Here is a 24678-nt window from a genome sequence, read left to right as displayed (position 1 = left end):
GCGTGGTCCCCCTCTGCGGTGGTGTCTACGGTCGGCGGCCGGGCGGTCGGCAGCCGGGCGGTGCGGGCTCAGACCGCGCGCGGGCCGGCCGCGGTCGCGGGGCCGGTGAAGTCCGCCCGGACGTCGGCCTCGTTGCGGTCGGCGTTGTCCGCCATGGCGTGCAGCCCGCCGCCGATCCGGCCGAGCCGCTCCGCGAGCCCCTGGAACCCGGCCAGGACGCCCTCGCGCGCCTCGCCGTAGCAGGCGGCGAACCCGCTGCCCGGCTCGTCGGTGCCCCACGGCGTGCCGAGACCGGCCAGGCCGTTCTCCAACTCGGTGGCGGCCTGCGCGAAGTCACCCGAGATCGCCTCGAACTCCCGCCCCTCGCCGTGCACTTCCCACGGCTTGATCAACACCCTGTCCGTCATCGGACCGTCTCCCCCGTCCCCGTGCGCCGTTCCCCCGGCGGCGCCATCCTAGGCCCCGGATCGGGGGGCACCGCAGGCCCGGTGCGGCGTTTTCACACCGGTTTCACGACTCCGGGAGCGCCGGGCCGTCGCGCCCGCACGGCCGAAACGCGGCAAATGCCCTCGCCACGGCGGCCGGGCGGCCCGGCGGGAGGGCCTACCCTTGCAGCGTGGCAGCTGAGACGGTGAAGAGCGAGAAGACCGACAAGAAGGCCAAGAAGGCGAAGAAGGACAAGGCCGCGACCGGTCGGGTCCCGGTCGACCTGGCCGCACCGACGGTCCGGCCCGAGGTGCCGCTCGACTTCGCGCGCGCCTGGGTCGAGTTCGCCGATCCCGCCGACGAGGAGCAGGTCTTCCGCTGCGACCTGACCTGGCTCACCTCCCGCTGGGGCTGCATCTTCGGCAAGGGCTGCCACGGCATCCGGCCCGGGCGCGGTGCCTCGGACGGCTGCTGCACGCTCGGCGCGCACTACTCCGACGAGGACGACGAGCAGCGGGTGATCGGCCACGCCTCCCGGCTCACCCCCGAGACCTGGGAGAACTTCGAGCACGGCACCGACGAGCAGGGCCGGCTCAGGGTCGACGGCGGCATCACCATGTACGACGAGGACGGCGACCGGCAGACCCGCCGGGTCAACGGCGCCTGCCTGTTCCTCAACGGCCCCGGCTTCCCCGGCGGAGCGGGCTGCGCGCTGCACACCCTGGCCCTCAAGGAGGGCAGGGAGCCGCTGGAGACCAAGCCGGACGTCTGCTGGCAGCTGCCGGTCCGCCGCACCTACGACTGGATCGACCGCCCGGACGACACCCGCTACCTCCAGGTCACCATCAGCGAGTACGACCGCCGCGGCTGGGGGCCGGGCGGCCACGACCTGCACTGGTGGTGCACCGGCAGCCCGGAGGCCCACAACGCCCCCGACCCGGTCTACGTCAGCTACCGTCCCGAGCTCACCGAGCTGATGGGCCCCGAGGGTTACGCCGTCCTGGCCGGTCTCTGCGCCCGGCGGATCGCCGACGGCGCCGACCGCAGCCTCGCCCCGCACCCGGCGGACGAGCAGGCCTGAGCCCGCCCGCGGCCGAGGACGCGGGGCCGGGCCGGGCCGGGCTACTTGTCGATGTCGCCGACGACGAAGAACATCGAGCCCAGGATCGCCACCATGTCGGCCACCAGCGTGCCGGGCAGCAGTTCGGTGAGGGCCTGGATGTTGTTGTACGAGGCGGAGCGGAGCTTGAGCCGGTACGGCGTCTTGTCCCCGCGGGAGACCAGGTAGTAGCCGTTGATGCCGAGCGGGTTCTCGGTCCAGGCGTAGGTCTCGCCCTCGGGCGCCTTGAGCACCTTGGGCAGCCGGAGGTTGACCGGGCCGGCCGGCAGCTCGGCGAGCCGGTCGAGGCAGGCGTCGGCGAGGTCGAGCGAGTTGGCGGTCTGCTCCAGCAGGCACTCGAACCGGGCCAGGCAGTCGCCCTCCTCCCGGGTGACCACCGTCAGGACGTCCCGCAGCTCCCCGTAGGCGAGGTACGGCTCGTCGCGCCGCAGGTCGAAGTCGACCCCGCTGGCCCGCGCGATCGGGCCGCTGACCCCGTACGCGTGGACGTGCTCGGCCGACAGCACGCCGACGCCGGCGGTGCGGCCGCGGAAGATCTCGTTGCCGAGGACCAGGTCCTCGAAGACCGGCAGCTGCGAGCGGACGGCGGAGACGGCGGCCCGGACCCGGCCGAGCCAGCCGGCCGGGACGTCCTCCTTGAGGCCGCCGACCCGGTTGAACATGTAGTGCATCCGGCCGCCGGAGGCCTCCTCCAGCACGTGCTGGAGCTCCTCGCGGCTGTGGAAGGCGTGGAACACCGGGGTGATGCCGCCCAGCTCCAGCGGGTACGAGCCGAGGAACATGAGGTGGTTGAGCACCCGGTTGAGCTCGGCCAGCATGGTCCGGATCCAGACCGCGCGCTCGGGGACCTCCATGCCGAGCATCCGCTCGACGGCGAGCGCCACGCCGAGTTCGTTGGCGAAGGCGGAGAGCCAGTCGTGCCGGTTGGCCAGCATGATGATCTGCCGGTAGTCCCGGGCCTCGAAGAGCTTCTCCGCGCCCCGGTGCATGTACCCGATGACCGGCTCGGCGGCGACGATCCGCTCGCCGTCCAGGACCAGCTTCAGCCGCAGGACGCCGTGCGTGGACGGGTGCTGCGGGCCGATGTTCAGCACCATGTCGCTGGTGCCCAGCTCGCTGGTGAGCTCTTGCGCGCCTGCGCCGATGCCGACCGTGGTCTCCCTCATGGCTACAGAGTCTGCCACCCCGCCAGGGCGCCCAGGGCCGCCGGTACCGGCATGCGGACAGCCTGCAGCAGCCAGCCGAAACCGCCGAGCCCCGCCGGGTCGGTCAGCTCGGCGGCCTCGCCGGCGCCGCCGAGGGCGCGCAGGTACGCCGCCGGATCGCTGGTGGCCAGCGCGAGCGGGGGGCGCGCGCCGTGCACGCCCAGCGCGTGGAGTGCGTCCCGCTGGGTTGTCCACAGGCTGTGGACACCGGGGACCGCCACCGAGTCCAGCGCCACGTGCGCGGTCACGTCGCAGCTGCCGTCGGGCACCGGCGTCACCTCGCGGCCCCCGCGGAACCCGGCCAGCGAGCCGAACGGCGGCCGGCCGGCCGCCGTGTGCGCGTAGTCGACGGCCACCGCGAGCCCGCGCTCCAGCCCGGCGACCGCCCGCGCCCACGCCTCGTCCCGCGGCCCGCCCAGCTCCACCCGCTCGCCCCGGGGCCACCAGCGGGCCGCCCACCGCCCGTCGGCCGCCGACAGCTCGCCGCCCGGCCGTTCCTCGCCGTCCGGCGCGACCTCGACGTAGCGCAGCACGCCGTCCCCGTCGCGCTCGGCGACGTCCAGCGGGACGTTGTCCAACCACTCGTTGGCGAACAGCAGTCCCCGGACGCCCTCGGGCACCCGGTCCGTCCACACCACCCGCTCCGGCAGGCCCTGTGGACGGGCCGCCAGCTCGACCGCGTACGGGCGCAGCCGGGCGGCGAGCCCGGGGTCGACGGCGGCCAGCACCCCGGCGGTCAGCTCGCCGCGGCCGGCGCCGACGTCGACGAAGGCGAGCTCCGGCGGCCGGCCGAGCGCCTCGTCCACCCCCGCCAGCAGGCGGGCCACCGCCCCGGCGTACCGGGTCGATGCGTGCACGGAGGTCCTGAAGTGGCCCGCCGGCCCCTCGGGCCTGCGGTAGAAGCCCTCCGTCCCGTACAGGGCCTGCTCCATGGCGGTCCGCCAGCGCATCCACTCCATGGCGGTGGACATTATCGAAGTCGGGGGCGTCTCCACCCTGCGGAGTAGAGCGGATCGCCCTCCCGGCGGACCTGGAGCGCCTCCGGGACTCCCTAGGCTGGAATCGTGCATCGACTCAACGCCTGGCTCCGCAGACACCCCATGGTGGTGGACTCCGCCTGGGCGCTGCTGGTCCTCTTCTTCGGCGTGCTGGCGGCGGTCGAGCAGGACGGGCAGCGCCAGTTCCTGGGCGGGCTGGCCGTCGCGCTCGCCATCCCGGCGCTGATGGTGTTCCGCCGGCGCAACCCGAACGCCACCACGGTCACCGCGGTGGCCCTCGGGCTCGGCCAGCTCGCGCTGAACGTGGACCCGAGCCTGTCCAGCGTCGGCTACCTGGTCTTCGCGTACACCGGCGCGGCGTTCGGCGCACCCTGGGTCTCCCGGCTGGTGGTGGCGGCGGGGCTGGTGGCCGGACCGCTGACGCTCTGGCGCACCGAGTCCAACACCTCCCCGCCCGACGGCACCTCGGACGGCGACGTGGCGCGGCTGATCTTCTCGGCCGTGCTGATGACCACCCCGTTCATCCTCTGCTGGGCCTGGGGCCGGCTCACCCGGGTCCGCCGGGCCTACCTGATCGAGCTGGAGGACCGCGCCGCCCGGCTGGAGCGGGAGCGGGACGCGCAGTCCAAGGTCGCGGTCGCGGCCGAGCGGGCCCGGATCGCCCGGGAGCTGCACGACGTGGTCGCGCACAACGTCTCGGTGATGATCGTCCAGGCCGACGGCGCGGCGTACGTGCTGGACAACTCCCCCCAGCAGGCCAAGGAGGCGCTCGGCACGATCGCCTCCACCGGCCGGCAGGCCCTGGTCGAGATGCGCCGCCTGCTGGGCGTACTGCGCACCGCCGGCACCGCCGAGGAGTACGTGCCGCAGCCCGGTGTGGAGGAGCTCCCCGAGCTGCTGGAGCAGGTCCGGGTGGCCGGGCTGCCGGTGGACTTCGCCTCCACCGGGGACGTCCGGGAGCTGCCGCGCGGTCTGGAGCTGACGGTCTACCGGATCGTCCAGGAGGCGCTGACCAACGTCCGCAAGCACGGCGGCCCCGGCGTCCGGGCCAAGGTGGCGGTCGACTTCCGCGAGCGCGACCTGGAGGTGCTGGTCGAGGACGACGGCCGCGGCTCCACCAGCGAGCAGCTGGTCGGTGGTGCGGACGGCCACGGCCATGGTCTGATCGGCATGCGCGAGCGGGTCGGCATGGTCAGCGGCAGCCTCGACATCGGACCGAGGCCCGGCGGCGGTTTCCGGATCCGGGCGGTACTCCCCCTCAAGGCAGCGAAGTAGAAGGAGTCTCACGTGACCATCCGGGTGATGCTGGTCGACGATCAGGAGCTGCTGCGCACGGGCTTTCGGATGGTCCTCCAGTCGCAGGGCGACATCGAGATCGCCGCCGAGGCGGGCGACGGGGCGCAGGCCCTGGACCTGCTGCGGACGACCCAGGTGGACGTGATCCTGATGGACGTCCGGATGCCCCGCCTGGACGGCGTCCAGGCCACCCGGCGGATCTGCCTGGGCGAGGACGGCGCACCGCTCCCGGGCGCACCGCACGTGCTCATCCTGACCACCTTCGACCTGGACGAGTACGCCTTCGCGGCGCTCAAGGCGGGCGCCAGCGGTTTCCTGCTCAAGGACGTGCCGCCGACCGAGCTGGTCGCCGCGATCCGCTCGGTGCACGCGGGCGACGCCGTGGTCGCCCCGACCACCACCCGCCGCATGATCGACCGCTTCGCCGAGGTGCTGCCCACCCCGGCCTCGGCCCCCGGCCCCACCACCCTGAGCCCGCTGACCGAGCGCGAGCGCGAGGTCTTCCTGCTGGTCGCCCAGGGCCTGTCCAACGGCGAGATCGCCGCCCGCCTGGTGCTCTCCGAGGCCACCGTGAAGACGCACGTCGGCCGCATCCTCGCCAAGCTCAACCTGCGCGACCGCGTCCAGGCCGTGGTGCTCGCCTACGAGGCCGGCCTGATCCGCGCGGGCGCCGGCGACTGAGGCCCGGACGGCCGCGCCGGCCCGGACGGGCGGGACGCGGCCCGGCCGTAGAATGGCGGTTCGTCCGGTACCTGCAGAGGACCGGAACGGAAGTGAGGACGAAGGCCGAGCCGTGAGCACGTCCGACCACGCAGACTTCTCCACGCCGGCCGATCCCTTCGGCGACCCCCTGGACCCGGTGAACCGGCCCGCCCGCCTCAGCGTCGGCGTGGTCGGGGCGGGCCGGGTCGGCCCCGCGCTCGGGGCGGCGCTGCAGCTGGCGGGCCACCGGGTGGTGGCCGCCTCCGGGGTGTCCGCGACCTCCCGGCGGCGGGCCGACGCCCTGCTGCCGGGCGTCCGGCTGGTCACCCCGCCGCAGGTGCTGGCCGCCGCCGACCTGGTCCTGCTGACCGTGCCGGACGACGCGCTCGCCGACCTGGTGACGGGCCTCGCCACCACCGGTGCGGTGCGGCCCGGGCAGATCGTGGTGCACACCTCCGGCGCGCACGGCGTGGCCGTGCTGGAACCGGCCACCCGGGCCGGCGCCCTGCCGCTCGCCCTGCACCCGGCGATGACCTTCACCGGCACCTCGGTGGACGTGGCCCGGCTGGCCGGCTGCCCGTTCGGCGTGACCGCCCCCGAGGAGCTGCGGCCGGTGGCCGAGGCCCTGGTGGTGGAGATGGGCGGCGAGCCGGAGTGGGTGCCGGAGGGCGTCCGAGCGCTCTACCACACGGCCCTGGCGCACGGTGCGAACCACCTGGTCACCCTGGTCGCCCAGGCGATGGAGCTGCTGCGGACGGCCGGCGTGGCCGAGCCGGGACAACTGCTGGGCCCGCTGCTCGGCGCGGCCCTGGACAACACCCTGCGCTCCGGCGACGCCGCGCTGACCGGCCCGGTCGCCCGCGGTGACGTGGGGACGGTGCGCAGGCACCTGGACCAGCTCGCTACGGTTGCCCCGGACATCGGGCAGGCGTACCGCGCGATGGCCCGGGCCACGGCTCAACGGGCGGTCCGGGGCGGATCGCTCACGGCAGAGCCGGCCGCGGCCCTGCTCGACGTACTGAACGAGGAGAACCCCTGATGGCGGGCAAGAACCAGCGCGGCGGCAAGCAGGCGGCAGCCGAGGCCCACAAGGCCGAGCTCACCCACACCGTGGCGGACTTCGAGGCGGCCTTCTGGCCGGACGAGCAGCCCGTGGACAACGCGGTGGTGATGACCATGGGCGCCCTGCACGCCGGCCACGCCGCGCTGATCCGGGCCGCCCGCAAGCAGGTCGGCCGGGACGGCCGGGTCGCGGTGACGGTCTTCGTCAACCCGCTCCAGTTCGGCACCGGCGAGGACCTGGACCGCTACCCGCGCAACCTGGCCGCCGACCTGCGGCTGGCCGAGGAGGCCGGTGCGGACGTCGTGTTCGCGCCGACCACCGAGGAGATGTACCCGAACGGCGAGCCGCTGGTGCGCCTGAGCGCCGGCCCGATGGGCGAACGGTTCGAGGGCGCCGCCCGCCCCGGGCACTTCGACGGCATGCTGACGGTGGTCGCCAAGCTGCTCCACATCACCGACCCGGACTTCGCCTTCTTCGGCGAGAAGGACGCCCAGCAGCTGGCGATCGTCCAGCGGATGGTGGCCGACCTGGACTTCGACGTGGAGATCGTCGGCGTCGGGACCGTCCGCGAGGAGGACGGCCTGGCGCTGTCCTCCCGCAACCGCTTCCTGTCCGGGACCGAGCGCGAGCAGGCGCTGGCGTTGTCGCGCGCGCTGTTCGCCGGCCGGGACGCCGGTGCGCAGGGTCCGAAGGCCGTCCGCGAGGCCGCGGCCGCCGCCCTCGACGCCGCCGACGGCGTCACCCCCGACTACCTCGCCCTGATCGACCCGGACTCCTTCACCGAGGCGCCGGACGACTTCCGGGGCGAGGCGGTGCTGGCCGTGGCCGCGAAGGTGGGCTCCACCCGCCTGATCGACAACGTCCGCATCATCGTCCGGTAGGACCGCCGGTCCGACCACCCTCACCACTCAGCCGAAGTAGGCATGCACTCACCACAGGAGGCGTGACCAGATGCTCCGCACCATGCTCAAGTCCAAGATCCACCGGGCCACCGTGACCCAGGCCGACCTGCACTACGTCGGCTCGGTCACGGTGGACGAGGACCTGCTCGACGCGGCCGACCTGCTGCCCGGCGAGCTCGTCCACATCGTCGACATAGACAACGGCGCCCGCCTGGAGACCTACACCATCGCCGGGCCGCGCGGCACCGGCGTGATCGGGATCAACGGCGCCGCCGCCCGGCTGGTCCACCCCGGCGACCTGGTGATCCTGATCGCCTACGGACAGATGGAGACCGCCGAGGCCAAGGCCTACCTGCCGAAGGTGGTCTTCGTCGACGGTGCCAACCGGATCACCTCGATCGGCCCGGACGCCGCCGAGGCCCCGGAGGGCAGCGGCCTGCTCCGGGGCGACCGGGTGGCGGCCTCCCCGCAGGGCCGGGAAGCGTACCGTGATGCCGACGGCGCGGCCCCGACCGCCGCGCACTGAAGGAGCCACTGAAACCATGTCGTCGTACCGCCTGACCGCTCCCGCCCCCGGCTGGACCACGACCACCGACGTGGTCGTGGTCGGCTCCGGCGTGGCCGGCCTCACCGTCGCGCTCAACGCCCGCAAGGCCGGCCTGCGGGCCATGGTGGTCACCAAGGCGATGCTGGACGACGGCTCCACCCGCTGGGCCCAGGGCGGCATCGCCGCCGCCCTGGGGCCCGGCGACACCCCCGAGCAGCACCTCGCCGACACCCTGGTCGCGGGGGCCGGGCTGTGCGACGAGGAGGCCGTGCGCACCCTGGTCACCGAGGGCCCGGACGCCGTCCGGCACCTGATCGCCACCGGCGCGGCCTTCGACCAGGACGCCGACGGCGAGATCCTGCTGACCCGCGAGGGCGGCCACCACCGGCGCCGGATCGCGCACGCGGGCGGCGACGCCACCGGCGCCGAGATATCGCGGGCGCTGGTCGAGGCGGTCCGCTCCGACCCGGGCGTCGAGCTGATCGAGCACGCGCTCGTCCTCGACCTGCTGACCGACGCCGACGGCCACGCGGCCGGCCTCACCCTGCACGTGATGGGCGAGGGCCAGCGCGACGGCGTCGGCGCGATCCGCTCCCGCGCGGTGGTGCTCGCCACCGGCGGCATGGGCCAGGTCTTCTCCGCCACCACCAACCCCGCGGTCTCCACCGGCGACGGCGTGGCGCTGGCCCTGCGGGCCGGGGCCGAGGTCACGGACCTGGAGTTCGTGCAGTTCCACCCGACGGTCCTGTGGCTGGGCCCGGACGCCGAGGGCCAGCAGCCGCTGGTCTCCGAGGCCGTCCGCGGCGAGGGCGCGTACCTGGTGGACGCCGACGGCGTCCGCTTCATGGTCGGGCAGCACGAGCTGGCCGAGCTGGCGCCCCGGGACATCGTCGCCAAGGCGATCACGCGGCGGATGGAGCAGCGCGGCACCGAGCACATGTACCTGGACGGGCGGCACTTCGGCGCCGCGATGTGGGCCGAGCGCTTCCCCACCATCCTCGCCTCCTGCCGCTCGCACGGCATCGACCCGGTCACCGAACTGATCCCGGTCGCCCCGGCCGCGCACTACGCCTCCGGCGGCATCCGCACCGACCTGTCCGGCCGCACCACCGTCCCGGGCCTGTACGCCTGCGGCGAGGTGGCCTGCACCGGGGTGCACGGCGCCAACCGGCTGGCCTCCAACTCGCTGCTGGAGGGGCTGGTCTTCGCCGAGCGGATCGCCGCCGACCTGGCCGCCCGCAGCCGGGCCGGCGACCTGCCCGAACGGACCGTCGACGTGGCCGGGGCCCGCGCCGCGCACGCCGTACCGCTGCTCGCCCCCGAGTCCCGCGCCGACGTCCAGCGGCTGATGTCGCGCGGCGCCGGGGTGCTGCGTTCGGCCGCCTCGATGGCCGCCACCGCGGCCGGGCTGGCCGGCCTGGCCGCCGACGCCCGCACGCACGCCACCGAGGAGAAGCCCGCCGACCCGCGGGTGGAGACCTGGGAGGCCACCAACCTGCACCTGGTCGCCACCGCCCTGGTGGCCGCCGCCGCCCTGCGGGCGGAGACCCGCGGCTGCCACTGGCGCGAGGACTTCCCGGAGCGCGACGACGCCCACTGGCGGCGCCACGTGGTCACCACCCTGGCCGCGGACGGCACCCCGGTCGGCACCGTCGAACCCCAGTAACCCCCCGATGCCTCCCCCGGCCGCCGCCGGGGACCCCCTCGCAAGGAGCTGTGCATGAGCCACGACCACGACGAACTCCCGCTGGCCGACCAGGACGGCTGCGGCGACGGCTGCGCCTGCGGCGACGGCGAGGCGTACGAGAGCGGCCTGGACCCGGCGCTCGCCGAGCTGCTGGAGCAGGCCGGCCTGGACCCGGTCGAGGTCGAGGACATCGCCTCGCTGGCGCTGGCCGAGGACCTGGCCGGCGGCGAGGACGTCACCTCGGTCGCCACCGTCCCGGCCGACGCCGTCGCCACCGCCGACTTCACGGCCCGTCAGGCGGGCGTCGTGGCGGGCCTGCGGATCGCCGAGGCCGTGGTCTCGCTGGTCTGCGAGGAGGAGTTCGAGGTCGAGCGGCACGTCGAGGACGGCGCCCGGGTCGAGGCCGGCCAGGTGCTGCTGTCGGTGCGCAGCCGCACCCGCGACCTGCTCACCGCCGAGCGGTCCGCGCTGAACCTACTCTGCCACCTCTCCGGCATCGCCACCGCGACCCGCGCCTGGGCGGACGCCCTGGAGGGCACCTCGGCCGTCGTCCGGGACACCCGCAAGACCACCCCGGGCCTGCGCGCGCTGGAGAAGTACGCGGTGCGCTGCGGCGGCGGCGCCAACCACCGGATGGCGCTGTCCGACGCGGCCCTGGTGAAGGACAACCACGTGGTCGCGGCCGGCGGCGTCGCCGAGGCCTTCAAGGCCGTCAAGGCGCTGTACCCGGAGCTGCCGGTCGAGGTCGAGGTCGACACCGTCGAGCAGATCCAGCCGGTGCTGGACGCCGGCGCGGACCTCATCCTGCTGGACAACTTCACCGTGCCGCAGCTCGTCCGGGCCGTCGAGCTGGTGGCCGGCAGGGCCCGGCTGGAGGCCTCCGGCGGCCTGACCCTGGCCACCGCGCGCGAGGTCGCCGACACTGGTGTGGACTACCTCGCCGTCGGGGCCCTCACCCACTCCTCGCCGATCCTCGACATCGGCCTGGACCTTCGCGCCTGACCCCGCCCTCCTGACCCGCCAACCCCCAGGAGGGGCCCACCTCACCCGCAGAAAGCAGCCCATGCTCCTCACGATCGACGTCGGCAACACCCAGACCACGCTCGGCCTGTTCGACGGCGAGGAGATCGTCGAGCACTGGCGGATCTCCACCGATCCGCGCCGCACGGCGGACGAACTGGCGGTGCTGCTCCAGGGTCTGATGGGTTCCCACCCGATCGTCTCGGCCGACGACCGGGTGGCCGGGCTGGCGATCTGTTCCTCGGTGCCCGCCGTGCTCCACGAGCTCCGCGAGGTGACCCGCCGCTACTACGGCGACGTCCCCGCGGTGATCGTGGAGCCGGGGGTGAAGACCGGGGTGCACGTCCTGATGGACAACCCCAAGGAGGTCGGCGCCGACCGGATCGTGAACGCGCTGGCCGCCAACCACCTCTACGGCGGGCCGTGCATCGTGGTCGACTTCGGCACCGCCACCACCTTCGACGCGGTCAACGAGCGCGGCGACTACGTGGGCGGCGCGATCGCCCCCGGCATCGAGATCTCGGTCGAGGCGCTCGGCGTCCGCGGCGCCCAGCTGCGCAAGATCGAGCTGGCCCGCCCCCGCAACGTGATCGGCAAGAACACCGTCGAGGGCATGCAGTCGGGCATCCTCTACGGCTTCGCCGGGCAGGTCGACGGCCTGGTCAACCGGATGGCCCGGGAGCTGTCCAAGGACCCGGACGACGTCCAGGTGATCGCCACCGGCGGGCTCGCCACGCTGGTGCTCGGCGAGGCCGAGACCATCGACGTGCACGAGCCCTGGCTCACCCTGATCGGCCTGCGCCTGATCTTCGAGCGCAACCGCCCGGCCACCGCGGCCTGACCCGGCGTCACCCCCGTTCCCCCGCCCACCGATCGGATCAACCCACCATCGGCCAATCGGCACAAATACGGCGACAATCGCCATAAATCGGACGTACGCCACGTACTGTCGACCCATGCCTACGCCTCACGGATCGCGCGGCGGCATGGCTTTCAGCGCCGACGAAGTCCGCGTGCTGCGCCGCGCCCTCGCCCAAGCACTCCACCCGGCCATGCCCGACCGGCTCCGGCCGCCCGGGCCGATCCCCGAACTCTGGGCCGAGGACGTCCAGGAGTCCCTGCGGCTCACCGAGGCAATCGAGGAGGCCGTCGCGGAGGGCGGCCGGCTACGCGCCTTCCTCCTGGCCGACCTGGGCCGCTACCGGGCCGCCCTGCCCGGCGGCGCGGGCGGCTACCTGGAGCGCCTGGAGGAGGCCGTCACCGACGGCTACCTGCCGACCCCCGAGGACCTCGCCGCGCTCCGCTCGCTCATCCGCCGGCCCTGCGGCCCCGTCGAACGCTCGCGCCGCTCCCGGCTCGCCGGACGCTGCCACGCGCTCGCCGAGGCCGCGGTCCGCGAACGCCTCTCGCTCGGATCCGGAACGCGCCACCTGACGGCGGTGCCCGACCCGGCCACCGAACCCACCTTCACCGCGACCCCGAACACCGCGGCCACCCCAGTTGGAGGACGGATCCCGATGAGCAACCCCGCAGGCACCCCCAAGACGCCCGCCCCCGCCCGTCCCCAGCCGTCCCCGCAGTCCCCGCAGCAGTCCCGGCAGCCGCAGCCGCACCGGATGCCCACCCCCGCCGAGCTGTTCGGCCGCCGCACCCGCACGGCCGCCCAGGGCGCCGCGGAGGAGGGGACCGAGCTCGCCACCGGCACCGGCTGACCGGCCCACCCGCAGCGCCCCGCGGCGCGTCCGGCGGCCCCGGCAGGAGTCCGAGCGACTCCCGCCGGGGCCGCCGCCGCATCCCGCGGCGGTCCGGGCCGTTCGGCTGGCTACCCTTGTGGAGTGAGCGATCAGAGCACCGTCCCCACGACCGACGACCTTCCCGAGCAGATGCGCGTCCGGCGCGAGAAGCTGGACCGGCTCCGGGCGGCCGGCGTCGACCCGTACCCGGTCGGCTTCCCCCGGACCACCACCATCGCCGACCTGCGCGCCAAGCACCCCGACCTGGAGCCGGACACCGCCACCGGCGAGCGGGCCGGCGTGACCGGCCGGGTCATCCTGGCCCGCACCGGCGGCAAGCTCTGCTTCGCCACCCTGCGCGACGGCTCGGGCGACCTCCAGGTGATGTTCTCCCTGGACAAGCTGGGCCCCGAGCGGCTGGCGGCCTGGAAGTCCGACATCGACCTCGGCGACCAGGTGGGCGTCGAGGGCGAGGTGATCACCTCCAAGCGCGGCGAGCTGTCCGTGATGGTCGACCGCTGGGAGCTCACCGCCAAGTGCCTGCGCCCGCTGCCCGACAAGCACAAGGGCCTGACCGACCCGGAGGCCCGGGTCCGCCAGCGATACGTGGACCTGATCGTCAACCCCGAGGCCCGCGAGATCCTCTACCTGCGCAGCAAGGTGGTCCGCTCGATCCGCCGCACCTACGAGGAGCGCGGCTACATCGAGGTCGAGACCCCGATGCTGCAGCCGGTGCACGGCGGCGCCAACGCCCGCCCGTTCACCACCCACATCAACGCCTACGACATCGACCTCTTCCTGCGGATCGCCCCGGAGCTGTACCTCAAGCGCCTGGTGGTCGGCGGCGCGGAGAAGGTCTTCGAGATCAACCGCAACTTCCGCAACGAGGGCGCGGACTCGACCCACAACCCCGAGTTCACCTCGCTGGAGTCGTACGAGGCGTACGGCGACTACGACACCCAGGCCGAGCTGATCCGGGCCACCATCGTCAACGCCGCCCGGGACGCGCTGGGCACCACCGTCGTGCGCGGCATCGGCCCGGACGGCGCGGAGCACGAGATCGACCTGGCCGAGCCGTGGGCCGAGGTCAGCGTCTACCCCGGCATCTCGGCCCACCTCGGCACCGAGATCACCCCCGAGACCCCGGTCGAGGAGCTGCGCAAGCTCGCCGACGAGGCCGGCGTGCCCTACGAGAAGGAGTGGGGCCACGGCCAGATCGTCCTGGAGATGATCGAGCGGCTGCTGGAGCACAACGCGATCAAGCCGACCTTCATCCGGGACTACCCGACCGAGGTCTCCCCGCTGACCCGCCAGCACCGCTCGGTCCCGGGCGTGGCCGAGAAGTGGGACCTGGTCATCTTCGGTACCGAGATCGGCACCGCCTACTCCGAGCTGGTCGACCCGGTCGAGCAGCGGGCCCGCCTCACCGCCCAGTCGCTGCTGGCGGCCGGCGGCGACGTCGAGGCGATGCAGGTGGACGAGGACTTCCTGCGCGCCCTGGAGTACGCGATGCCCCCCACCGGCGGCCTCGGCCTCGGTGTCGACCGCCTGATCATGCTGCTCACCGGCAAGAACATCCGGGAGACGGTGCTGTTCCCGATCGTGAAGCCCGACCAGCGCGGCGCCGAGGCCAAGCCGGCCGCCGGCGCCGACGCCGACCAGACCGAGGAGTGACCTGATGGACTACGTCAGCGCGATCGTGCCGCCGCTCGTCATGGCGATCGGCTTCGGATTCCTGGTGCGGGCGATCATCCGCAGCCAGGGCGGGGCCCAGCGGGCCAAGGAGGACGCCGCCGCCGACGCGATGGCGGCCCGCACCACGGCGGGCGAATAGCGACACCGGCCGGCGCGCCGTCACCCCTGCGGGTGGCGGCGCGCCGGTGGCGTTTCCGGCACCGGCGATTCTGTCCGAAACGGCCCTATCCTGGCCGGACTATGGTGCGGCAACTCGGAGAACTCGAGAACGACATCATGACCAGGGTGTGGCAGTGGAACCGCCCGGTCACCGTTCGCGAGGTTCTGCTGGATCTGCAGTCGGAACGCGAAATCGCGTACACGACGGTGATGACCGTGCTCGACAAGCTGTACCGAAAGGGCTGGCTGCGCCGGGAGCAGGCGGGCCGGGCGTATCGATATGAGCCGGTCTCCTCACGCGAGGCATACACCGCGGCCCTGATGAACGACGCATGGGCGACCAGCGACAATCCGGCCGCCGCCCTGGTGCACTTCTTCGGCCTGATGTCGCCGGAGCAGCGGGACGCCCTTCGGGACGCCCTGCGGGTGGCCGGTCCGTTCCCGGCCGAACCCGAAACGCCTCGGTCCGATAGCGCGCGCACGTATGCTCCGCAGGGCGATACGGGGGAGACCGGGGAGCCGTCCGCACGATAACGTCCGGCCATGGAGGTCACCATCCGCCGGGCGCGGACCACCGACGTGCGGGCCGTGCGAGGGCTCATCGACGCGTACTCGCGGGACGGCATTCTGCTGGACAAGCCCACCGTCACATTGTTCGAATCGGTGCAGGAGTTCTGGGTCGCCGAGCGCGACGACACCGGTGCGGTGGTCGCCTGCGGCGCGCTGCACGTGATGTGGGAGGACCTCGCCGAAGTCCGCACCCTGGCCGTGGACCCGTCCTGCCGGGGCCACGGCCTCGGGCACCAGGTCCTGGACAAGCTGCTGCAGACCGCGCGCTGGCTGGGAGTCCGTCGGATTTTCTGCTTGACGTTCGAGGTCGACTTCTTCGAGAAACACGGTTTCGTCGAGATCGGCGAAACCGACGATCGTACGTCAGACCCGGCCGCCGTCGCCACGGAAGTCTATGAAGAACTCCTGCGCTCGTACGATGAAGGTGTCGCGGAGTTCCTTGACCTGGAGCGGGTGAAGCCGAACACCCTGGGCAACTCCCGGATGCTGCTGCGACTCTACTGAGTGCGGACCGGTCGCCGCACTGCCTTCCGGGCGCATGTCGGCACGCCTGCGGAGCGGGCGGGGGTTTGTGTTTTCCGGGAAAAGGCGGTTTCCTTTCTCCAGGCAATGAGTCGTTAACACGGAAAGGGAAGCCCGTGGCACAGAGGGTTCAGGTCATTCTGGAAGACGATCTCGACGGCGGCTCGGCGGACGAGACGGTCACGTTCGCGCTGGACGGTGTTGCCTACGAGATCGATCTGAAGAGCGACAACGCGGAGAAGCTGCGCAGCCTGCTGGCGCCGTACGTCGAGAAGGGCCGCAAGCAGAGCGGCCGGCTGAGCGCGCCCCGCCGCAGCACCGGCCGGGCCTCGGGCCGGGCCTCGACGGGCCAGCCGGACACCGCCAAGATCCGGAACTGGGCGAAGGAGAACGGCTACCAGGTCAACGACCGCGGCCGGGTGCCCAGCAACGTGCGCGAGGACTACGAGAAGGCGCACGCCTCCTGACCCCCGTGGGTCTCCAGGACGCCGGCGCCGGGCCCGTGGGGCCGCGTGCGCAGGCGTCCACCGGGCGTTCCGGGGGTGTTCGGGGGGCGTCCCGGCCGGCGTTCCGGCCCGGCGCCGGGCCGCCACGAGCGGCGGGACGGCCGGTGGCTGTGCAACGCTGTAAGGGCGAAGCGGTCACGCGCGACACCTGATCGGGTGTCGGCGCCGCCGCCCCGGGCCGTCGGCGGCTCGGGTGCGGCTCGTGGCCCGGTCGAGCCACCGTCAGCCCGGTGGCCGAGCCGGGCGGATCGACCACCGGACTTCTCGCCAGGCGAACACCGCCACCCGGGAAACTGCGCGAAACTCGTCGGAATACCGGGTATGAATGCAGGCGGGAGGGGTCGGACGGCCCCGACCGGAGCAGGACGCGAGACCGGCCGCCCCGTCCTCGGCAGTGCTTGTTCGCCGATGGCGTAGCGGTATCGGGTGCATCAGGCCCAGCTGTGGGAACACCGTCTCCCAGCATCAGGTTGGGACTGGTGTCGGCTGGTCGCGCTGCATGATTCCCCACGCGAGTGGGGTTGACTCTTCTCGTCCGGCGACGGGCGGGAGAGGCCCATGGCCGCGCCGCTGAGCGGGACTAGCATGCGGAAGGACAGGGCGGGGACGGACCCCGAACTGACCGACCGCTCTGAGGAGCGATTAACGATGTTCGAGAGGTTCACCGACCGCGCGCGGCGGGTTGTCGTCCTGGCTCAGGAAGAAGCCCGGATGCTCAACCACAACTACATCGGCACCGAGCACATTCTCCTGGGCCTGATCCACGAGGGCGAGGGTGTCGCCGCCAAGGCGCTGGAGAGCCTCGGGATCTCGCTCGAGGCGGTCCGCCAGCAGGTCGAGGAGATCATCGGCCAGGGCCAGCAGGCCCCGTCCGGTCACATCCCCTTCACCCCCCGGGCGAAGAAGGTCCTGGAGCTGTCGCTCCGCGAGGCCCTCCAGCTCGGCCACAACTACATCGGCACCGAGCACATCCTGCTCGGTCTGATCCGCGAGGGCGAGGGCGTCGCCGCCCAGGTCCTGGTGAAGCTGGGCGCCGATCTCAACCGGGTGCGCCAGCAGGTCATCCAGCTGCTCTCGGGCTACCAGGGCAGCAAGGAGTCGGCCCCGGCCGGCGGCCCCGCCGAGGGCACCCCCTCCACCTCGCTGGTCCTGGACCAGTTCGGGCGCAACCTCACCCAGGCCGCCCGCGAGGCCAAGCTCGACCCGGTCATCGGGCGCGAGAAGGAGATCGAGCGGGTCATGCAGGTGCTGTCCCGCCGCACCAAGAACAACCCCGTGCTGATCGGCGAGCCCGGCGTCGGCAAGACCGCCGTGGTCGAGGGCCTGGCCCAGGCGATCGTCAAGGGCGAGGTCCCCGAGACGCTCAAGGACAAGCAGCTCTACACGCTGGACCTGGGCGCACTGGTGGCCGGTTCCCGGTACCGCGGTGACTTCGAGGAGCGCCTGAAGAAGGTCCTCAAGGAGATCCGCACCCGCGGCGACATCATCCTGTTCATCGACGAGCTGCACACCCTGGTCGGCGCGGGCGCCGCCGAGGGTGCGATCGACGCCGCCTCGATCCTGAAGCCGATGCTGGCCCGCGGTGAGCTGCAGACCATCGGCGCCACCACGCTCGACGAGTACCGCAAGCACCTGGAGAAGGACGCCGCGCTGGAGCGCCGCTTCCAGCCGATCCAGGTCGCGGAGCCGTCGCTGCCGCACACCATCGAGATCCTCAAGGGCCTGCGGGACCGCTACGAGGCGCACCACCGGGTGTCCATCACGGACGCCGCGCTGGTCGCCGCCGCGACCCTGGCCGACCGGTACATCTCGGACCGCTTCCTCCCGGACAAGGCGATCGACCTGATCGACGAGGCCGGCTCCCGGATGCGCATCCGCCGGATGACCGCGCCGCCGGACCTCCGCGAGTTCGACGAGAAGATCGCCGACGTGCGCCGCGAGAAGGAGAGCGCGATCGACGCGCAGGACTTCGAGAAGGCCGCGTCCCTGCGCGACAACGAGAAGCAGCTCCTGCAGGCCAAGGCCAAGCGGGAGAAGGAGTGGAAGGCCGGCGACATGGACGTCGTCGCCGAGGTGGACGAGGAGCTGATCGCCGAGGTGCTGGCGACGGCCACCGGCATCCCGGTCTTCAAGCTCACCGAGGAGGAGTCCTCCCGGCTGCTGCGCATGGAGGACGAGCTGCACAAGCGCGTCATCGGCCAGAAGGACGCCATCAAGGCGCTCTCGCAGGCCATCCGGCGCACCCGTGCGGGCCTCAAGGACCCGAAGCGCCCCGGTGGCTCGTTCATCTTCGCCGGCCCGTCCGGCGTCGGTAAGACCGAGCTGTCCAAGACGCTGGCGGAGTTCCTCTTCGGCGACGAGGACGCGCTGATCGCGCTCGACATGTCCGAGTTCTCCGAGAAGCACACGGTCTCCCGGCTGTTCGGCTCCCCGCCCGGCTACGTGGGCTACGAGGAGGGCGGCCAGCTGACCGAGAAGGTCCGCCGGAAGCCGTTCTCGGTGGTCCTGTTCGACGAGGTCGAGAAGGCCCACCCGGACATCTTCAACTCGCTGCTGCAGATCCTGGAGGACGGTCGCCTGACCGACTCGCAGGGCCGCGTGGTCGACTTCAAGAACACGGTCATCATCATGACCACCAACCTCGGCACCCGGGACATCTCCAAGGGCTTCAACCTGGGCTTCGCGGCCACGGGTGACGCCGCCAGCGGGTACGAGCGGATGAAGGCCAAGGTCGGCGAGGAGCTCAAGCAGCACTTCCGCCCCGAGTTCCTGAACCGTGTCGACGACATCGTGGTCTTCCACCAGCTGTCCGAGGACGACATCATCCAGATCGTCGACCTGATGATCGACAAGGTGGACGGCCGGCTGAAGGACCGCGACATGGGCCTGGAGCTCAGCGTCGAGGCCAAGAAGCTGCTGGCCAAGCGCGGCTACGACCCGCTGCTGGGCGCCCGTCCGCTGCGTCGTACGATCCAGCGCGAGATCGAGGACCACCTCTCCGAGAAGATCCTCTTCGGCGAGCTGCGGGCCGGTCAGATCGTGGTCGTCGGCGTGGAGGGTGAGGGCAAGGACGCCAAGTTCACCTTCCGCGGCGAGGAGAAGTCCGCGGTGGCGGACACCCCGGCCGCGGTGAGCACCGCGGGTCCGGATCTCACCAAGTAACAGCCGTACCAAGAAAAGGCCGCGGTCCCGACTTCAGGTCGGGACCGCGGCCTTTTCAGTTGCAAAACTGTTTACGTTTCCAAATGCTGTGAAAATTCAGACTTACCACCCTGCGGGCGTCTCCGGGGCGGCCGTGCGGACACGACGGGCCCGCGAACCACGGTGCATTGCAGCCGATTTGACGGACTATCAGCCCATCCGCAGGGTCCGGAGGATAGCGCCGTGACCATGTCATGGTCAAGGTCTTTCTTTTTTACAAGCTCTTGGATCAAATGTCGTCCACCTGTCTTTCATTGGTTCACCGGCGGGCCAAGAGCTATGCCGGTAAGGGGAGGACGTCACCACGTTGAAGATATCCAGGAAGGCCGCCTCGGCCGCCGCTGCCGTCGCGGCCGTCGCCGCGCTCGGTGCGGGGATGCTCCCGGGGACGGCCTTCGCCGCCCCGGCCGCGGCTCCGCGTGACCCGGCGGACGCAGCTCTGACCACCAAGCTCGACGACTCGCTGCCCGGCCCGCTCTCCGGGAAGGTCGAGGCCGAGCAGAAGGCCGCGGTCGACCAGCTGGTGAACGGCACCGCGCAGATCGAGTCGCACGGTGGCGGCACCAGCATCAAGCTCGGTCGTGACAAGTACGTGGAGCTCGCACGCGAGCGCACGGACAAGATTTTCACGATTCTGGTCGACTTCAGCGACCAGGTGGACAACACCACCAAGCTGCCCGACGGCACCGTCAAGTACGGCGGCGACCCGGGCCCCGCGCACAACAAGATCGCCCAGCCGGACCGGAGCACCAACAACTCCACCGCCTGGCAGGCCGATTACAACCAGAAGCACTACCAGGACCTGTACTTCTCGAAGACCGGCGACTCGCTCAAGACCTTCTACGAGCGCCAGTCCTCGGGCCGGTACTCGGTCGACGGCCAGGTCACCGACTGGGTCAAGGTGCCGTGGAACGAGGCCCGTTACGGCTCGGACTACTGCGGCCAGCACGTCTGCAACAACGCGCAGGACCTGATCCGCGACGGCATCAACGCCTGGGTCGCCGACCAGAAGGCCAAGGGCCAGACGGACGCGCAGATCAAGGCCGTGATCGCCGGCTACGACCAGTGGGACCGGTACGACTACGACCACGACGGCAACTTCAACGAGCCCGACGGTTACATCGACCACTTCCAGATCGTGCACGCCGGTGAGGACCAGTCCGCCGGCGGCGGTGCCCAGGGCACCAACGCGCTGTGGGCCCACCGCTCCTACGCCTACGGTGCGCTGTCCGGCCAGGCCGGCCCCGACGGCAACAAGCTCGGTGGCACCCCGGTCGGCACCAGCGGCATCTGGGTCGGCGACTACACCATGCAGCCCGAGAACGGCGGCCTGGGCGTCTTCGCGCACGAGTACGGCCACGACCTCGGTCTGCCGGACCTCTACGACACCTCGGGCTCCGGCAACGACAACTCGGTCGGCTTCTGGTCGCTGATGTCGTCCGGCTCCTGGCTGGGCACCGGCAAGAACGAGATCGGCGACAAGCCGAACGACCTCGACGTCTGGAGCAAGCTGCAGCTCGGCTGGCTCAAGTTCGACAAGGCGCAGGCCGGCAAGGACTCGCTGCACTGGCTCGGCCCGGTGGAGTACAACACCAAGCGGCCGCAGGCCATCGTGGTGGACCTCCCCAAGAAGACCGTCACCACCGAGATCAACACCCCGTTCGCGGGTGCCAACGAGTGGTGGAGCGGTAGCGCGGACGACCTGAACGTCTCGCTGGCCCGCACCATCGACCTCACCGGCAAGACCTCGGCCAGCCTGTCGGCCAAGGCCTGGTACGAGCTGGAGACCGACTACGACTACGCCTACGGCGAGGTCTCGACCGACGGTGGCAAGAACTGGGCCGCCGTCGCCGGTACCTTCAACGGCGCGGCGCTGCCGGTCGACGGTGCGAACCACCCGGCGATCAACGGCACCACCAACAACACCTGGGGCGACCTGGTCTTCCCGCTCGACGCCTACGCGGGCAAGAGCATCCAGTTCCGCTTCCACAACGTCACCGACGGCGGCGTCCACCTCAAGGGCCTGGCCGTCGACGACATCAAGGTGACCGCCGACAACGCGGCCGTCTTCACCGACGGTGCCGAGAACGGCGACAACGGCTGGACCGCGACCGGCTTCTCCCGCATCTCGGGCAAGTTCTCCAAGGACTACGCCCAGCACTACCTGGTGGAGAACCGTCAGTACGTGTCCTACGACACCACGCTGAAGACCGGCCCGTACGTGTTCGGTTCGGCCGCGAAGCCGAACACCGTCGAGCACTACGCCAACCAGAACGGCGTTCTGATCTGGCTGTGGGACGAGTCGCAGTCCGACAACAACGTCACCAACCACCCGGGCCAGGGCCTGATCATCCCGATCGACGCCCACCCGGCCCCGCTGAAGTGGGCCGACGGCACCTACATGCGTCCGCGCATCCAGGGCTACGACTCCACCTTCGGCTTCGAGCGCACCGACGGTCTGAAGCTCCACAAGGCCGACGTGCTCACCCAGATCCCGTCCTCCAAGGCCGTGCGGGTCTTCAACGACCACACGACCAAGTACTGGGACGAGGCCACCAAGTACAGCAGCGTCAAGGTTCCGGACACCCACACCAGCATCGAGGTGCTGTGGGAGAGCTGGAACAACCTGGAGACCATCATCCGGGTCCACCCGGTGAAGTGACCTCGGGTCAGCTGAAGCACTGAACGACTGCGGTCCCGGCGGGTTCTCCCGCCGGGGCCGCGGCGCGTCCGGAAGTCGCGGCGCCGGGTCCCGTCCGGCCGGGGCCTAGTCCTCGACGAACTCCAGGAAGAGCGCCACCGCCTCGCTGACCTCACGGGGCGTCCAGTCCAGCGCGGCGGCGGAGGCGGTCACCTCGGTCATCGAGAACCCGGGCAGCGGGCCCGGCTCGTCCCAGGTGCCGAACAGGCCGACGCCCTGCTCCTCGGCGAGCCGCACGGTCGCCCGGTTCAGAGCCTGGGCCGGGTACGGGAGCCAGAACCGGAACTGGTGGGTGTGCGGCGGATCCGGGTTGACCCGGGCCCCGGGCACCTCGGCCAGGGCCGCGGCCACCGCCTTCGCGTTGGCCACGTACGAGTCCAGGCGCGGCAGTTCGCGCTCCAGCCCGGCCAGCGCCGTGAGGACGGCGGGCCACTGCTGGAACAGCCGGCCGCCGTACCGGTGGCGCCAGATCCGCACCCCCCGGGCGAACTCCGCGTCCCCCGCGACCAGCGCCCCGCTGGTCCCGCCGAGCGTCTTGTAGCAGGAGACGTAGACCGAGTCGGCCAGCCCCGCGATCTCGGGCAGCGACCGCCCGAAGTGCGGACCGGACTCCCAGAGCCGGGCGCCGTCCAGGTGCACGAACGCGCCCTGCCGGCGGGCCTCGTCGACCACCGCGGTCAGCTCGGCCCAGGTGGGCAGCACGAAACCGGCGTCCCGGAGCGGCAGCTCGATCATCAGCGTGGTGAACGCCTCGCCGACCGACCGCAGCTCGGCGGCGGTCGGCAGACGGGGCGCGCCGGTCGGCCAGACCGTCCGCAGGCCGCTGAGCACCGAGTAGGCCCGCTGCTCGTGCACCTCGGGGTGGGCCAGCGGATGCATGGCGACCGTCCGGCCGGCGCCGTCCGCCCAGTACTGCAGGGCGGCCTGCTGGGCCATCGTGCCGGTCGGGAAGTAGACCGCCTCCGGCAGGCCCAGCAGGCCCGCCACCCGCCGCTCCAGCGCCCGGACGATCCCGTCGCCGTAGAAGTCCGGCCCCTCGTCCAGGTCGTACAGCTCCTCCGCGCCCTCGGACAGCGCGGCGAGGCGCTCCCGGAGGGTCCGCGGACGGGCGCCGGACAGGATCCGGTCACAGCCGCGCAGCGCGGCGAACCGGCGGGCGGGGTCCGTGGGCGGGGGCACCTCGTCGGGGCGGTGTGCGGCTGCGGTCATTCCCCGATCATCGCCGATCCACCGGCCCGGGCCGGTGAGGACGCAGTTCTTCTGCCCGGGAGGACACCGCGTTCCGTCCTCCCCGGCTCGTTCCCGGGGGCCGGACTCCGCGGCGGAGAGGGAGGAGGAGGCGGGGGTTTCCGGGGGAGATCCGATGGTTTCGGGTGGTTTGCGGGGCCCCTGCCGGTGGTACTGCTCACAGGGCGTGACACCGGTACGAGGGTGGGTAGTAGTGCGGGCCCGGGAGTGAGCACCCGGTGACGCCCGGGCCGCAGCGGCCAGTCCGCGGAGCGGATCGACGCCGGATTCCCGGGCCGGGCGGAAGATCGTCGCCCCGTCCGGCCGACGCTCCGCCGGGCGCCGGACACTAGCCGCCGTAGTACGTCACACGGTTTCGGGTTGCCCACGGTGACGGTTACACCTGAGTGGTCCCCCCCAGTGCTTCGAGCCGAGCGGCTCCACGACGCACTGACCCCCGACCGCGAGGTTGTCACCGATGCTTTCTCTCCCCCGCACCGGCCGCAGGCTGCTCACCGCGGTCGGGTCCGCCCCGGCCCTGCGCGGCATCCCCGCCCTGGCACACCTCCAGGGCGCGAACGGCGGCGCCGTGCTGGGCCGACTGCAGGACCGTCGCGCCACCGTCGCCTGGGGCGGCGCGGCCGTGCTGGCCGTCAGCGCCATGCTGATCCCCGCCTCGGCCGCCCACGCGCAGACCGTGCACCCGACCACCCCGGGCAGCTCGGCGTTCACCGCCGCCGCCCCGGCCGCCCCGGCCGCCGTGGTCCAGATCGCGGCCCCGGCCGACTACAAGCTGCCGAAGTCGGTCTCCTCGCAGGACGCCGTGGCGGTGGCGAGCAACCTCGACGCCAGCCCGGCCCCGGCCCCGGCCCCGGCCGCCGAGCAGGCGCCGGCCCCCGCGGCCGAGGCCGCTCCGGCTCCCGCCCCTGCTCCGGCGCCCGCCCCCGCTCCTGCTCCGGCTCCCGCCCCGGCGCCGGCCCCGGCGCCCGAGTGGTCGACCCCGGTCGCGGGTGCGGTGCACAGCAACCCGTTCGGCAAGATCAACCACTCCTACGCGGCCGGCTACCACACCGGTGAGGACTACGCCGTCAAGGTCGGTACGCCGCTGCTCGCGGTGGGCAACGCCACCGTCGTCTCGGCCGCCCCCGACGGCGCGTACGGCAACGAGATCGTGCTGAAGCTGGCGGACGGCAAGTTCGCCCAGTACGCCCACATGTCCAAGCTCGCCGTGCACGCCGGCCAGAAGGTGTCCGCGGGCCAGCAGATCGGCCTGTCCGGCAACACCGGCAACTCGACCGGCCCGCACCTGCACTTCGAGATCCGCACCGCGAACAAGTACGGCGCCGTGATCGACCCGGTGTCGTACCTGAAGTCGCACGGCGCCACCGGGGTCTGATC

At 72.3% G+C, this 24678-nt stretch carries 22 protein-coding genes; 18 read left to right on the top strand and 4 right to left on the bottom strand.

What is annotated here, in order from left to right; translation table 11 throughout:
• Positions 1-68 precede the first annotated feature (68 nt).
• On the bottom strand, positions 69-407 hold the full coding sequence (locus tag ACIOFR_RS14420) for a hypothetical protein (protein WP_400996326.1): 339 nt from the start codon (positions 405-407) through the stop codon (positions 69-71).
• A gap of 209 nt (positions 408-616) precedes the next feature.
• Between ACIOFR_RS14420 and ACIOFR_RS14415 the strand changes: the two genes are divergently transcribed.
• Positions 617-1507 (top strand): hypothetical protein, encoded by an 891-nt coding sequence (locus tag ACIOFR_RS14415; RefSeq protein WP_400996324.1) that lies wholly within the window; start codon positions 617-619, stop codon positions 1505-1507.
• Between the two features lie 41 nt (positions 1508-1548).
• Here the strand turns inward: ACIOFR_RS14415 and ACIOFR_RS14410 are convergent, their stop codons facing one another.
• Positions 1549-2712, bottom strand: coding sequence for an NADH-quinone oxidoreductase subunit D (locus tag ACIOFR_RS14410; RefSeq protein WP_400996322.1), 1164 nt, complete (start codon positions 2710-2712; stop codon positions 1549-1551).
• 2 nt (positions 2713-2714) lie between these two features.
• Complete coding sequence (locus tag ACIOFR_RS14405) at positions 2715-3722, bottom strand: SAM-dependent methyltransferase (RefSeq protein WP_400996320.1); 1008 nt, start codon at positions 3720-3722, stop codon at positions 2715-2717.
• A gap of 93 nt (positions 3723-3815) precedes the next feature.
• Here ACIOFR_RS14405 and ACIOFR_RS14400 point away from each other — a divergent pair, with 93 nt between their 5' ends.
• The 16 genes from ACIOFR_RS14400 (at position 3816) to ACIOFR_RS14325 (ending at position 22014) form a co-directional block, all read left to right on the top strand.
• Entirely contained in the window at positions 3816-5024 is a 1209-nt protein-coding gene (locus ACIOFR_RS14400) for a sensor histidine kinase (RefSeq protein ID WP_400996318.1), read from the top strand.
• A 12-nt stretch (positions 5025-5036) separates the two neighbouring features.
• Positions 5037-5726, top strand: coding sequence for a response regulator (locus ACIOFR_RS14395; protein ID WP_400996315.1), 690 nt, complete (start codon positions 5037-5039; stop codon positions 5724-5726).
• Positions 5727-5838: 112 nt separating this feature from the next.
• Complete coding sequence (locus ACIOFR_RS14390) at positions 5839-6786, top strand: Rossmann-like and DUF2520 domain-containing protein (RefSeq protein WP_400996313.1); 948 nt, start codon at positions 5839-5841, stop codon at positions 6784-6786.
• Positions 6786-7691 (top strand): pantoate--beta-alanine ligase, encoded by a 906-nt coding sequence (panC, locus tag ACIOFR_RS14385; RefSeq protein WP_400996311.1) that lies wholly within the window; start codon positions 6786-6788, stop codon positions 7689-7691. Before ACIOFR_RS14390 ends, panC begins: the two co-directional genes overlap by 1 nt.
• A gap of 70 nt (positions 7692-7761) precedes the next feature.
• Positions 7762-8238 (top strand): aspartate 1-decarboxylase, encoded by a 477-nt coding sequence (panD, locus tag ACIOFR_RS14380; RefSeq protein WP_400996308.1) that lies wholly within the window; start codon positions 7762-7764, stop codon positions 8236-8238.
• 16 nt (positions 8239-8254) lie between these two features.
• Positions 8255-9925 carry an L-aspartate oxidase gene (locus ACIOFR_RS14375; RefSeq protein ID WP_400996307.1) on the top strand — a complete coding sequence of 557 codons (1671 nt, stop codon included), beginning with the start codon at positions 8255-8257 and terminating at the stop codon, positions 9923-9925.
• A 54-nt stretch (positions 9926-9979) separates the two neighbouring features.
• Positions 9980-10948, top strand: coding sequence for a carboxylating nicotinate-nucleotide diphosphorylase (gene nadC, locus ACIOFR_RS14370; protein WP_400996306.1), 969 nt, complete (start codon positions 9980-9982; stop codon positions 10946-10948).
• A 61-nt stretch (positions 10949-11009) separates the two neighbouring features.
• Positions 11010-11807 carry a type III pantothenate kinase gene (locus tag ACIOFR_RS14365; protein ID WP_371497794.1) on the top strand — a complete coding sequence of 266 codons (798 nt, stop codon included), beginning with the start codon at positions 11010-11012 and terminating at the stop codon, positions 11805-11807.
• A 115-nt stretch (positions 11808-11922) separates the two neighbouring features.
• Positions 11923-12678, top strand: a complete 756-nt coding sequence (locus ACIOFR_RS14360) for a hypothetical protein (RefSeq protein ID WP_400996304.1) — start codon at positions 11923-11925, stop codon at positions 12676-12678.
• 123 nt (positions 12679-12801) lie between these two features.
• Positions 12802-14373: a bifunctional lysylphosphatidylglycerol synthetase/lysine--tRNA ligase LysX gene (gene lysX, locus ACIOFR_RS14355; RefSeq protein ID WP_400996302.1), complete on the top strand. Its 1572-nt coding sequence runs from the start codon at positions 12802-12804 to the stop codon at positions 14371-14373.
• A 4-nt stretch (positions 14374-14377) separates the two neighbouring features.
• Positions 14378-14533, top strand: coding sequence for a hypothetical protein (locus ACIOFR_RS14350; protein ID WP_400996300.1), 156 nt, complete (start codon positions 14378-14380; stop codon positions 14531-14533).
• A 101-nt stretch (positions 14534-14634) separates the two neighbouring features.
• Entirely contained in the window at positions 14635-15087 is a 453-nt protein-coding gene (locus ACIOFR_RS14345) for a BlaI/MecI/CopY family transcriptional regulator (protein ID WP_400996298.1), read from the top strand.
• A 9-nt stretch (positions 15088-15096) separates the two neighbouring features.
• Positions 15097-15627, top strand: coding sequence for an amino-acid N-acetyltransferase (locus tag ACIOFR_RS14340; protein WP_400996296.1), 531 nt, complete (start codon positions 15097-15099; stop codon positions 15625-15627).
• Positions 15628-15761: 134 nt separating this feature from the next.
• Positions 15762-16112 carry an Lsr2 family protein gene (locus ACIOFR_RS14335; protein WP_400996294.1) on the top strand — a complete coding sequence of 117 codons (351 nt, stop codon included), beginning with the start codon at positions 15762-15764 and terminating at the stop codon, positions 16110-16112.
• 687 nt (positions 16113-16799) lie between these two features.
• Positions 16800-19313 (top strand): ATP-dependent Clp protease ATP-binding subunit, encoded by a 2514-nt coding sequence (locus tag ACIOFR_RS14330; RefSeq protein WP_400996292.1) that lies wholly within the window; start codon positions 16800-16802, stop codon positions 19311-19313.
• 415 nt (positions 19314-19728) lie between these two features.
• Complete coding sequence (locus ACIOFR_RS14325; protein ID WP_400996422.1) at positions 19729-22014, top strand: immune inhibitor A domain-containing protein; 2286 nt, start codon at positions 19729-19731, stop codon at positions 22012-22014.
• A 105-nt stretch (positions 22015-22119) separates the two neighbouring features.
• On the opposite strand, the gene ACIOFR_RS14320 is transcribed toward ACIOFR_RS14325, so the two are convergent.
• Positions 22120-23262, bottom strand: coding sequence for a threonine aldolase family protein (locus ACIOFR_RS14320; RefSeq protein ID WP_400996289.1), 1143 nt, complete (start codon positions 23260-23262; stop codon positions 22120-22122).
• 496 nt (positions 23263-23758) lie between these two features.
• On the opposite strand from ACIOFR_RS14320, the gene ACIOFR_RS14315 reads away from it, so the two are divergent.
• Complete coding sequence (locus ACIOFR_RS14315) at positions 23759-24676, top strand: M23 family metallopeptidase (RefSeq protein ID WP_400996287.1); 918 nt, start codon at positions 23759-23761, stop codon at positions 24674-24676.
• The last annotated feature ends 2 nt before the right edge of the window (positions 24677-24678 follow it).

This window comes from Kitasatospora sp. NPDC088346, assembly GCF_044740765.1.
Classification (GTDB): domain Bacteria; phylum Actinomycetota; class Actinomycetes; order Streptomycetales; family Streptomycetaceae; genus Kitasatospora.
Note: the sequence above shows the minus strand (reverse complement) of the source record. Positions and strands in the feature narration are given on the sequence as shown.